The sequence below is a fragment of the Geobacillus sp. FSL W8-0026 genome (assembly GCF_037966255.1).
Lineage (GTDB): Bacteria > Bacillota > Bacilli > Bacillales > Anoxybacillaceae > Geobacillus > Geobacillus icigianus.
In genome coordinates, this window is sequence record NZ_CP150194.1 from 2,666,896 (window position 1) to 2,679,407 (window position 12,512).

A 12,512-nucleotide genomic window follows, 5' to 3' on the forward strand; every position below is an offset into this window, starting at 1 on the left:
ACCCGTCTAAAATCATTTGAAAAAGGGATTCTAAAATAATGCGCCAATTTACAACTACGACCAATTCCTGTTTTTTGCAGGCTAACACACTTTTATTATGCTTTACAGATGCTTCACGCTGTCATTCTTCCAAAAGGCGAATGGCTTCGCCCGTCCTTTTTGCCAGCCAACTGTTTAAAGTATTCAGCTTGTTTGAGTAGTCTCCTTACTTCTAACGTTCCCCGTGCTTGTCTTACCATTCTCCTTTTCATCTTTTGATTTTGGACATGCCAAAAAGGCTCATTCCTACTTATGGTTCAAGTTGGAACAAGCCTTTGAAAGTTGGTCTAAGCGTGTTTGTCAAGTTTTTATTGGTTGTATTGTACGATCCTGCTTATGATAAGTAAACGCGTATTTACAGCTTTTTTAATCCATCAAAAAAATTTTGGAAACTATCCGAAATTTTATATAAATTATTTTCTTCATTGGATTGGTCAAAATGCCATGAGTGATCCCAATAATAAACCCCTCCCTCTTCATGATCATTTACCAAAACAATCATTCCTGACCCAGGGTCACTTCCGATTATTATACAATTTTCAATTAAATCATCACGGTATTCATCGTGCCACACCTTCAAATCTACTTGTTTTATATCTGTATTTAATCCGTATAATACATTTAACGGAATGCTTTCATTTAACTCCTCAACAAAAAAAGAATAGTATCTTTCCCGAGGTTTTCCCCCGTTATATTGCAATAGAAAGTGCTTATAGTCCTTAGGTAATGAAAAACCAATATATTGTTCAAATTCATCTATCATTTGTATTGTTGCTTTCCCATAGCCGATAAAATCCATATTAATCATCTCCTTGTTTGTTTCTTTTTTTAGTTTTGGACATTCCACCTCTATGCGTAAATCTGCTGTGCAATATCCTATCCATTTCTTGCATGGTCGTTTCATCCTGGTGGTGATGCCATGTACTAACATCACGATCTATAGGGCCGTTAGGAGCTAGTTTATCCGCCTTAGCAAAGTCTTTGTCATAGCTTTCAAACTTTCCAATTTGAACTTCCTGTTTCACCATTCCCGCTCCTTTGAAATCTGGATAGCCCCCTAGATATGTCACAGAGTTTCCTTCCCAATCATGATAAGTCCATGTACCATTCTCATCAATTGTAATCTTTCCACCTTTTTTCTGCCATTTGTCAGGGTCAGGTGAATTTTTTGGTTTAGTTGCTAACTCTTCCTTGGTAAACTTCCTAGCTTGTTCTGCCCCCTTAACCGCTTTCCCCGACTCCCCTTCGCTCCGGCTCATTCGCTGGTACAGTTCGTTCGCGTGTTGGACGAAGTGGGAGCTTCCTGTTGTCGCTAAAGTGGCTCCATGAGTGGCTCCGGCAACAGCGATGGCAGTGGCTGGAGCTCCGATCGCCGCTCCTACTCCCGTGCCGCTAAGGGCGATCCCGGCTGCGGCTAAAGGGATGGACCCGGCTGTTTCGACTACTCCGGCTACAGTCGATACCGCGTGTCCTGTCATTTGCCCCCATTCGTAGGCGACGGGATGCGGACTGTGATAAGGACGGTGTGCCAGATTGTATGTCACGTCCTGTAAAGCCGCCTCTCCCGCTCCTCTCACAAACTCCACTGTGCTTTCAATGGGGTGTTTGGTCAATCCATGCCATGATTTTTCTGCATTCTTCGCTACTTGCCGAGCCGTTTGTTCGACTTTTTCTCCTGCATGTATTATATCATGAACGGTTTGTTTCGCGATATGCTCTGCTTTCTGTTCTATTTTGTGTATGCCGCGATCAGCGGTTTTCGCTAAAGCTTTGATTTCGTGTCCGAGTTTGTGCTCTATGTGGTGAGCCGTTCGATGAATCGCCTTCTCGGCCTTTTTTACATCGTGGGCCACATGCTGTACAGCTTGTTCCGCTTTCTTTTCTGCATGCTGAAATACTTCCTTGGCCTTATGGCCGATATGCCCCGCGTCTTTCGCTACTTCTTTGGCTGCGCGTTCAACTCTCTTTTCAATCTGATGCACCGCTCGATGCACGGCCTTCTCGGCTTTTTTCACATGGTGCGTTGCATGTTTGACCACTTGTTCTGCTTTCTTTTCCGCGTGATGAAACGCTTCTCTCGCTTCGCGGCTGATGTGCACGACATCTTTCTTTACTTCCTTGGCCGCGTGCTCAACTCTCTTTTCAACCTGATGCACCGCTCGATACACGGCCTTCTCGGCTTTTTTCACATGGTGCGTTGCATGCTTGACCACTTGTTCTACTTTCTTTTCCGCGTGATGAAACGCTTCTTTCGCTTCGCGGCTGATGTGCACGACATCTTTCTTTACTTCTTTGGCCGCGTGCTCAACTCTCTTTTCAACTTGATGCACCGCTCGATGCATGGTCTTCTCGGCTTTTTTCAAGTCGCTGGCCACGTGTTTGGCTGTATTTTCTATTTTTTTCTCTACATAGTGGCTCGCCTTGCTGAACATGTTGCCGATGGATTTCAAAAAGGACATATTCATTCCACCTGCCTCTTATATCAAAAATGAATTGTCTCACTATGATGTATCGGCAGGTTTTATACAATTATTTAGTATTTTTGCTAAATTTCTTCGTACTTTGCCCCATCCCCATCAAGTTGAGAATTTTGGTCTTTGTGCATCGTCAAAAGCATGGTATCCTTTCTAACGAACACTCTACGTTTAGAAAAGGTTTCTTTCATGGAAAAACAAATGCAAGCATGGATTCCAACCATTCGCCAGCTCTTTTCTCCCAAAGGAATAACCCGTCTCGTACGGAAAACAAGATTGATCCGGCGACAGCGTTCGTTAACGGCGGAAGCCTGTCTGACTCTCTGTGCATGGGGGATGGTTTGCTGTCCAAACAGGTGCCTAAGCGGTTGTGTGCGGCCTTGACGCTCTGGCATGGCTGTTCCCTTTCAAGCGAGGGCTTGAATCAACGTTTTACCGATCGGGCTGTGGCGTTTTTGCGAGAAGTGTTTTTCCTTCTTCTCCTGCATCAACGTCCGTTGCTTTGGTCCACGATCCAAGCCTATCACACGAGTCTCGTCTTAAAATTTTTCTACCGGTAGCCTTGACGGGTATGGGGAACACTCCTTCTTCCACCGCCGCCATTTGCCGGTGTCTGGCCAAGCCACCCCGACATGCAGCTGGCCAGACGCTCAACTACAAACTAAATCCTTCTACGTGCTTCAACAATCTCCCGCAATTCTTCAATCGATAAATTCCCTCTATGCAACATGGCATGGCAATTCGGGCAGACCGGACGCAAATCGTCAAACGGGTTCACCGTATATTGCTCACCAATCTCGCTCAGCGGAATGAGATGATGAACTTCGATAAATCCTTTCCCGATTTCTCCATAAACTTGCTCAAAGTCAAATTGACAGACGGAACAACGGTAGCCGTGTTTTTGCAAACAAAGCCTCCGCGCCCTTACATTTCGTTCATACCGATTCACAGCAACCAGCTTTTTCCCGCCTTCGCGCAGCGAGACATCCTCCAACTCGCTCGGCAATAACGTATCGCTTTGATGATCCATGTCCGTTTGTTCGTATCGACGCACCGCCTCGCGTAATTCAGGGCGCAATTGCCAAATATACTTATCGCGATGCTCTTCTCCTAAAAAAGGAATATGCCAATACCGTATTTTCCCGTCCTCACGAATGGGAAACTGAACATCAGGGTATTTTCGAATAATGCGTTTTCCCAATCTTCCTACTTGAGCATTGAAAGGGGAATGGCTCACTTTGTTTAAAAAACGCGCCAGCTCTTTCCCCGATGCGCGACAATCCGGAAAATAATACAATGTTCGGATCAGCTCCACATCTTCTTCATGGAATACACTTCGATCGTTTAACATGTCCAACCATTGATCAGTGGATATGGCCAGCGGCTCAGCATAAATTTTCATTGTCATCCCCCAATGTGCATACATATGATCAACCATTTACCTCCAAAACTAATATTATTATGGGGGTAACATAAATTTAAAACACAGCCCTCGTCGCAAGCTGCACACGCCATTTCAAGGATGTGACTGATACGACGCACCTCCATCTCGCTACAGTAGGCAAGATCCGTTACCGTCTGCATCGCTACAAAGAGCCGTATTGCCTAGATAACGCGATGGTGGCGCTGACTTCAACATCTACGAGCGAAAAACTCCTTCTTCTTTCCTTAGTTTGTCAAGCCCGAGTTCGACAGTTTTGAGGTCATTTTAGGCAAATGGAAATGACCAAAATGCTGTTATATCAAGGGTTTCGTAATGCGGATCCTAGGAAAAAACGCCGAATTTCATAGGCACACTATTTATTAATTTTTCCTTTTAAAAATAAGGTTTATACGTTATAATATAGGCATGTACATACGACGAGTCACACGCAAAAATAAGGATGGAACAACCGTTGCTTATCTCCAGCTTGCTCACAATGAATGGGATCCAAAGGCCAAATATGCGAAAGCGAAGGTGATTTATTCATTCGGGCGCGAAGATGAAGTGGATCGCGCCGTCTTGGAACGTCTGGCCAAAAGCATTTCGCGATTCCTTTCTCCTGAGCAGGCTTGGGAAGTCGAAACGTTGACAGGAGAAGCTTCCGATGACTTTCAATTCCAGTCATGCAAACACCTCGGCGGCGTCTGGCTCTTGGATCAGCTCTGGAGACAACTGGGGTTGGGAGAGATTCTCCACTCCTTGTTTACCTCCCGACATCACCAGATTTCGCTGGAACGGCTGATTTTTGCCATGGTGGCGAATCGCGCCCTTCATCCGTCAAGCAAGTTGGCGATGGAGGAGTGGGTGGAGAAAGATGTGTATATCCCTCACCTTCCTCAAGCCGCCAGCCACCAGTTGTACCGGGCGATGGATGAACTGCTGGCCGTGCAGCCGGAATTGGAACGTCAAGTGTTCCATGCTGTGGCCGATTTATTGAATTTGGAAGTCGACTTGATTTACTTCGATACGACTTCGTCGTACTTCGAAGTGGATCCCTCTGAAACACCGGAAGGAGAATCGCTTCGAAAACAAGGATTCTCGAAAGACAAACGCCCAGACTTGGTTCAAATCGTCATTGGGCTGGCTGTCACCCGGGAAGGAATCCCGATTCGCGCTTGGGTATGGCCTGGCAATACGATGGACATGACGGTCATCAAACAGGTGAAACAAGACTTGATTGGCTGGAAGCTTGGACGTGTGATCAGCGTCATGGACCGCGGCTTTTCCTCTGAAGAGAATTTGCGAATCTTGCAACAGGCCGGCGGACACTACATTGTCGGCGAAAAAATGCGATCCGGCAAAGCCGCCGTCGAAGAGGCCTTAAGCCGTCGCGGACGTTATCATGAAGTGGACGAGAATTTGCACATCAAAGAAATCATCGTCGGCGACGGAGAAGCGCGTCAGCGCTATGTTCTCGTGTACAATCCCAGCGAAGCCGAACGCCAACGCAAGGAGCGAGAAACGCTGCTCGAATCGCTGAAAGAGGAGTTAGAAGGGCTTCGCCAACTCCCAAACGAAGCCCATCATAAGGCGACCTGCCGGTTGCGTTCCCATCCGTCCTACGGAAAATACTTGCGCCAGTTGAAGGACGGAACCCTTCGCATCGACAAGCAAGCGGTTCGTGACGCGGAAAAGTACGACGGCAAATATCTCATCCGGACATCCGATGACACCTTGTCTGCCGAAGATGTCGCCATCGGGTATAAGCAGCTGGTGGATATTGAGCAGGCCTTCCGAACATTGAAGTCCACATTGGAATTGCGGCCTATGTATCATCGCTTGGAAGACCGCATTCGGGCGCATGTGCTGCTCAGTTGGCTTGCTCTCTTGTTAGTTCGGATCGTCGAGATCCGAACCCATGAATCGTGGCCGAACGTAAGGGACGAATGCGAACGTCTCATGCTTGGACATTTTTCTTCAAAAAACGGTGACCTTTATCAACGAACCGAACTGACGGCCAAACAGGCTCAATTCTTTGCGGCTCTAGGGCTGGAGCCTCCTCCGAAGATTCTAGGCATTCATCCTCGCACCTAGATACACGCCCAACGTATGCCCCAATGCCTCTCGTCCCTTTGGTATCAAGGGATGAGAGGCATTTTGTTTGCCTAGTGACTGTCGAACTCGGGTCAAGGATTCATTCAACAATGGACACAAAAAATCCTCCCGATTTTCGTCGGAAGGGTGGAAATGGTAGTAAAAGAGAAAAAAGAGCTCACTCCATACTTGTTGAGTGAGCTTCTTACATAAATAGTTTATTTAGCTTTTGATTTTAGCACTTCTTTTAACAACTCAATGGCATGTTGATCGGTTGGATCGTTTGTACCCAGCTCGCCACGGAAGGCTTTGTTGAGAATAGCTTGCTTTAATAAATCAAGTTTTTGTTCGACTTCTAAAACTATTTCTTTTTCAGTCTCTAATTTACTTAATAAATTGTCTACCTTATCAGCAATGCGTTTTTGTTCGTGGACAGGTGGTAATGGAACACTAAGCTCCCCTATAATTTGGGCGTTCGCTCCCGGCTGCGCAATTCCTTTTTTTACAACGGTTATTTGTTTCCAATACATTGGAGTTTTTAGATAATTCCATAGATATGGTGAATTCAAATCATCATTCGTAGTTAATCTAATCAAATAAGAAGCAAAAACTGAACAAGAAGGTACATCATCTATCAAAAAACTTTTGCCAGTTGTTGCCCCTGTTCTTGCAATAACGATATCTCCTTTATTCAGTTTATATTTTTCTAACAAATCTTCATCGATCTTACAATAAGGGACTGTTCCCCAGTCTACACTATCATTTTGTATATCCGTTATACGTAGGTATTTCGGACCTTCCTCTAAAGTCGATGATGATGCCGTGTATCCATATTGTAATCTTTTCAGGCAGGATTTTAACTTTACCCACACCCAATTCTCCGGCACTTCATATGGTTGTTCTTCCTTCAGGATAAGGTCTTTTTCTTTTATAGTATCGGAAGCTTCAAGCATACTCTGTTCATTAGGATCATTTGTACCTAATTGTCCCTTAAACGCCTTATCCAAAATCGCCGCCCGTCGAAGTTCAAACGACTCCTTCACTTCTTCAATCAACCGCTTCGCTTCATCAATTTTCGCAAAAAGCCGCTCGACCTTCTCAGCAATGCGTTTTTGTTCATTGAAAGGAGGTAAGGCTATAGGATAGGTTTCAACTTCTTTAGGTTTTGCCCTTGTTAAAGAACCACCTACCCCTGATACATTTGAAGTAATTAGCTTTCTAAAGTATGGTGCTTTCAAAAGGAATAGCAAGTATTTTGGATAAGTTGCTTTATTCTCACTAATTACAATCCATTCAGTAGAAGCTAATTGTCTATACTTCCCTCTGTTATTCAATACTATCCATACCCTATTAATTCTAGGATTAATTTTACATAAAAGAATTTCGTTTTCTTTAACAACCTGCTTATTTGATCCTATTTCTTTTCCCTTAATATATTCTGGTTCACCTAGGTCATAACTTGGTACACTATATAGTTCAAAAACTTCCTCACTATAATCCTGAGGATCGATATTTCTTTTTTTATCTTTATTTATTGATTTTAGTCTAACCCACACCCAATTCCCCGGCACTTCATACGGCTGTTCTTCTTCCGGCACTAACGCTTCTTCTAGCAGTTCTTCCAGCGATTTTTGTTTCGTTTTGCTCATTTTTTAAGCACCTCAGATGTTTCTGCTACTTTCAGCACTTCGTTCGTTGCTTGGTAGCTATTAGGTTGTTCGACCGCTTTTAGCTCGGCGATGACTTCGTTTAGCAGCGAAATCGCCAATTCTAATTTTTCCACCGCTTCTTCGGCGGAGTCGATCGGGTCTGGCAAGTTTTCGTAGACGGATAGGGATTCATCAGCAATTAAGCCAATATCTAAGCTGTCGCCTTTTTTCGCAATGTCTTCCCTTGTAAACACATTCCAGCGCTCGTCTTTGACTTGACGGCGGTCTTCTGCCGTATAGGCCTTGATAAATCCTGCAAAATGTTCTTTCGTCAACGGATTCCGCTTGCCGAAAGACGGCATGTTCGTCCGTAAATCGTACACCCATACTTCTTTCGTGTTGCCGACGTCGGTTTTTCCGCGGGTGAAGAATAAGACGTTCGTTTTCACTCCTTGGGCGTAGAAAATCCCGGTCGGCAAGCGTAAAATCGTATGCAAGTTGCATTTGTCCATTAAGTCGCGACGAATGTCGGCGCCGACTCCGCCTTCGAACAAGACGTTGTCAGGGACAACGACAGCGGCTCGTGCTTTTCCATTCGGTTTCAAAGCTCGGTAAATGTGTTGCAAGAAGTTCAGCTGCTTGTTTGATGTTGTAAAGGTAAAGTCTGTTCGTGTCGCCCGTTCGCCGCCTTTTTTCGTCCCAAACGGCGGATTCGTTAAGATCACGTCATAATTTTTCAAACGCTCACCAAGTGATGAGAGGGTATCGCCTAACAAGATTTCACCATGTACATCATGAAGCAGCGCGTTCATGACCGCTAAGCGATGCGTATCTCTGACCAGCTCTACTCCGGAGAAGGCCTTGTATTTTTGAAATTCAATTTCTTCTTGGGATAAGTCAAAATAATCATCCGTCTGCTCACGCACATGACGATCGGCCGCGATCATAAAGCCGAAGGTTCCCGCGGCAGGGTCATGGCAGCGCTCGCCCGGCTGTGGATTTACGAGCTCGACAATGACATCAATAAGGACGCGAGGCGTAAAATATTGCCCCGCTCCTGATTTGACTTCACTCGCGTTCTTTTCTAACAGTCCTTCGTACAAATCGCCTAAACCTTCTTGCTTCGCGTTATACCAATCTAAGTTATTGATGGATTGAACAATTTTTTCTAGGTTCTTTGGTTCTCTAATGTTCGATGTCGCGTCCGTATAAATTTGTTTTAATAATTCATTTTCCTCTTTTCCTAAATCAAGCAACAACTGTTGGTAATGCTCTTTTAGTTCGATCCCGTCTCTTGCCACTAACGAATCCCAGCGATAGTTTTCGGGAATGATATATTCTTGGCCGGTTTCTTTCATCATTTTTAAAAATAACAGATAAGTTAGCTCTGTAACGTATTGATGATAGGTAATTCCATCATCGCGTAGAACATTACATAAGTTCCAAAGCTTTTGTACGATTTCTCTGTTGTTCATCTACGCTTGCTCCTTCTTCGAATAGTTGTATAAGTTGTGATTAATTTCGCGAACAATGTGAGCCAATTGTCCGTCGAAAATTTTATTTAATTGTTGGAAGCCTCCGTGGCTTTTAAACGGCTCATAGTCAAACGCTTTTTCCGGATCGGGATGAAGAACGGATTCTTGCAGCAATTGCTTTTCAATGCGTTCGAGCCATTTCTTTTGCACCGGCGGCCATGCCTTCATTTGGTAAATCTTTTTCATGGCGTTTTTAATCCGTTCTTCATGGCTAATGAGCGGATCGCCTAGTGCTTGTTGGCGAATGAAGGCGATGATGTCCGCCGCGATGTCTTCGTTTTTCGCCTCCCGCCACGCCGCTTGCAGTTTTTTCTCGGAAAAGCCTTTTTGGTCCAGCTCAAGCAGCAGCTTTTTCAGTTCTTCCCTCGTTAGCTCGGTCGGCCGCTGGCAAACGATCATTAAAGCCGGAATTTTGTTCATATTGTTGCGAATAAATTCGCCGAACGACTGCAAGTAGTCGTCTGGCTTTTCTGCGTTTCCGTAGCCGCGTTTGACCGCGATCAGTTGATCCTCATGTCTGGAAATATATTGCTTATTTTCCCGGTAGCGATTTTCATCCATATAGCGGAACATCGACTTGTACTCTTTTAATTGTACAGGTAATTCCTCTGGCGGCAAGGCTTTTACCCAATCGATAAACTCATCGACCGTTTTGCCGCCGGACAGCACTTGAAAGTCTTGGTGTTGCCGATCGGACCATTTCCACTTTTTCCGCTGGATCTTGGCGATAAGTTGTTCTTTTTGATAGTGAAGATGTTCCGTTTTTTCTAGTCCCTCTAGTTCTTCGACTAACTGGGTCAGCGAAACATTCGGGCGCGTTACGACTGGTTTCATGCTCGTATACGGCTTTAAAGATTCATAAATCCCAACCGCGTCAAAAATTTTAAAATGGTCTTTTTGGATTTCTTCGCATCTTCTCGTCGCGCGTCCTAACATTTGTTCATACAGAATGCGCGAGCGGACACGCCGCAAGAAGACGAGATTCGTAATCGCCGGCACGTCCACCCCCGTCGTCAGCAAATCAACGGTAACGACAATAGTTGGATATTTTTCGTTTTTAAAGCGGCGGATCGCCCCGGAAGGATCTTTAATCGAACCGGTAATTTTCATCACCGCGTTGTCTTCGACTTCGCCGTATAGAGTTTCGAACTCTTCTTTTAAAAGGCGAACGACTAAGTCAGCGTGATCATCCGTAACGGCAAAAATTAATGTTTTTCCTTCATCATCCGGAGAAATATAGTTCGTCAATTCGCGAATGATGACACGATTAAAGCTTTCGGTAATGACTTTGGTGTTAAATTGCGACACGTCAATGTTGACTTCGTCTTCTAAATACTCTTGCGAAATCGTTCCTGTCACCGTGTCATACACATCGACCGTTTCCCCCTTCGTCCACGTGATCCCTTCTTTTTTCAACACCGTTTCAAATTGATACGGGGGTTCATGGTCGACTAAATAGCCATCCACTACCGCTTCCCGGTAAGAATACGTGAAGACCGGCGGCCCAAAAATTTCTGTCGTATGAAGCGCCGGCGTCGCCGTCAATCCGATGCGAACGGCATCAAAATAATCGAGCACTTTGCGGTATTTGCTGACGTAGTCTTGATGATCGCGAAATTGCAGTTCGACCTCATCCATTTCTTTATCTAGCGTATAACCGCGATGGGCTTCGTCTACAATGATGCAATCATACTGATCCACCGGCGGGATGTCTTCCGAGCGGTCGTTATAAAAAATTCGTTTTAACATCCCTTGTACGGTCGCGATATGCACTTTCGTTTCGTCGTCTGGTTTTTGATCGTATAACGATTGTAAACTATAAATTTCGGTGAACGTATGGAAACTTTCCATCTTGCTTTCTTTAAACGCGCTTTCTGCTTGTTCCGCTAGCGCTTTTCGGTCGACAAGGAATAAGATGCGGTTAAAGCGTTTCGCTTTAAGCAATCGGTAAATGAGGCCAATCGCCATTCTCGTCTTCCCTGTTCCGGTTGCCATGGCGATTAAAATGCTGCGTCTTTTCTCTTCGAGTGCTTTTTCAACCGCTTGAATGGCTTTCACTTGGTAAGGTCTTAATTTCAAATAATCAAACTTTTCATCACGCAAAAATTGTTCCGAACGCTCAATGTCCTGTTCCAATAGCTTTTTCAGCCCACTAGGGGTATACCATCCTTGAAGCGGACGCGGATGATTGGTTGATTTACGAGCGTCTAAAAACCAAATGCCTGATTTTTGTTCGAGTTGTTTTAAATACGGCCGCCCATTCGTCGCAAAGAGAAACGGAACAAAATAGTCTCCCCACGGCTCATGGATCACTTCGTTGCCATGTCGAACGACTAATTGGGCATATTCTTTTGCTTGTTCAATGTCCGCTGGAATATCTTTACTGGCGCGTTTCGCCTCGATGATGCCCACCAGCTCAAGACCAATAAATAGCGCATAATCGGCGTAACCGCGTTTTAAAGGCCATTCGGCAATGGCCATGTTTCGCCCTTTTTCCGGGCGAACGCCTTTGGAGAACCGCAACTTTTCAGAGTCCGCCTCCCACCCGGCATCTCGTAATTGTTGGTCAATAAGAAGACGGGTTTCCGCCTCCGTCAATTCAAAGTTCGCGATGGCACGTTGAGAGAATTCACGTCGTTTTTGCTTCTCTTCACTGCTAATATATAGCTGTTCTTTCCGTATCTTTTCAAGCTCCGTTTCCAATCGAGCGAGCTTTTCTTCGTATGATTGAACGATCTGATCGAACTCATCTGTTGTGATAGAGGTTTGCGGTGTCGGTTCGATATACTCCGGAGCTTGGAATGACCAATCGCCATACACTTCCATAAACCAAACGGCGATGCGGAACGCCATATGCAATAAAGCCTTTGCTTCGTTTACTTCTCCATAACTCGGATTATGTACCGCTTCATTCCCTTTCAACCGAATGACCGTCAATAAGTCATAGATTTCTTTCGGGATAATTTGCTCGTAAAACAGAACTCTTAGACGTTCTTGCTGATCCGTTCCCCGCTCTTCCCGAATTTCTTCTAAAGCTAAAATATATTTTGTAATCGTTTCCGCAAATTTCCTCAGTTCACTCATCGCCACGTTTGGATTTTGATATACGTTTCGTTCCACTGTTTCCCCCACGCGAGCGAGAACTTCCCATTTTTCTTCTAAAAAACGGAAATTGTGCGCCATCTTCAATTTTTCCTCCATACGCGTTGGTCGTTTCCCGAATCACTCTAATCCCTGACAAATATTCAGAAGACTATGCAGTTCCATTGTACCATAAAACTTTACAGCATTTCACATT

General features: G+C 44.8%; 8 protein-coding genes. 2 read left to right on the forward strand and 6 right to left on the reverse strand.

Annotation, left to right across the window (positions count from 1 at the left end; all coding sequences use genetic code 11):
* Positions 1-394: 394 nt before the first annotated feature.
* Together NST29_RS13345 and NST29_RS13350 are read right to left on the reverse strand one after the other, a co-directional pair.
* Positions 395-838, reverse strand: coding sequence for an SMI1/KNR4 family protein (locus NST29_RS13345; RefSeq protein WP_033019067.1), 444 nt, complete (start codon positions 836-838; stop codon positions 395-397).
* Between the two features lies 1 nt (position 839).
* Positions 840-2,504 carry an HNH endonuclease gene (locus NST29_RS13350; protein WP_324696888.1) on the reverse strand — a complete coding sequence of 555 codons (1,665 nt, stop codon included), beginning with the start codon at positions 2,502-2,504 and terminating at the stop codon, positions 840-842.
* Positions 2,505-2,542: 38 nt separating this feature from the next.
* On the opposite strand from NST29_RS13350, the gene NST29_RS13355 reads away from it, so the two are divergent.
* Positions 2,543-3,073 (forward strand): hypothetical protein, encoded by a 531-nt coding sequence (locus NST29_RS13355; RefSeq protein ID WP_235207649.1) that lies wholly within the window; start codon positions 2,543-2,545, stop codon positions 3,071-3,073.
* A gap of 101 nt (positions 3,074-3,174) precedes the next feature.
* Here NST29_RS13355 and NST29_RS13360 read toward each other — a convergent pair whose 3' ends face one another.
* A complete protein-coding gene (locus NST29_RS13360; protein ID WP_033022785.1) occupies positions 3,175-3,915 on the reverse strand; it encodes an HNH endonuclease in 741 nt (246 codons plus the stop codon).
* Positions 3,916-4,362: 447 nt separating this feature from the next.
* Between NST29_RS13360 and NST29_RS13365 the strand changes: the two genes are divergently transcribed.
* Positions 4,363-6,030: an IS1634 family transposase gene (locus NST29_RS13365; protein WP_172418601.1), complete on the forward strand. Its 1,668-nt coding sequence runs from the start codon at positions 4,363-4,365 to the stop codon at positions 6,028-6,030.
* 218 nt (positions 6,031-6,248) lie between these two features.
* On the opposite strand, the gene NST29_RS13370 is transcribed toward NST29_RS13365, so the two are convergent.
* Genes NST29_RS13370 through hsdR form a run of 3 tightly spaced genes read right to left on the reverse strand, consistent with a single transcriptional unit; the run spans position 6,249 to position 12,397 of the window.
* Positions 6,249-7,679, reverse strand: coding sequence for a restriction endonuclease subunit S (locus NST29_RS13370; RefSeq protein WP_033843350.1), 1,431 nt, complete (start codon positions 7,677-7,679; stop codon positions 6,249-6,251).
* Positions 7,676-9,154, reverse strand: a complete 1,479-nt coding sequence (locus NST29_RS13375; protein WP_033843349.1) for an N-6 DNA methylase — start codon at positions 9,152-9,154, stop codon at positions 7,676-7,678. The genes NST29_RS13370 and NST29_RS13375 overlap by 4 nt, the downstream gene beginning before the upstream one ends.
* Positions 9,155-12,397 carry a type I restriction-modification system endonuclease gene (gene hsdR, locus NST29_RS13380; protein WP_033843348.1) on the reverse strand — a complete coding sequence of 1,081 codons (3,243 nt, stop codon included), beginning with the start codon at positions 12,395-12,397 and terminating at the stop codon, positions 9,155-9,157.
* Positions 12,398-12,512: the final 115 nt, after the last annotated feature.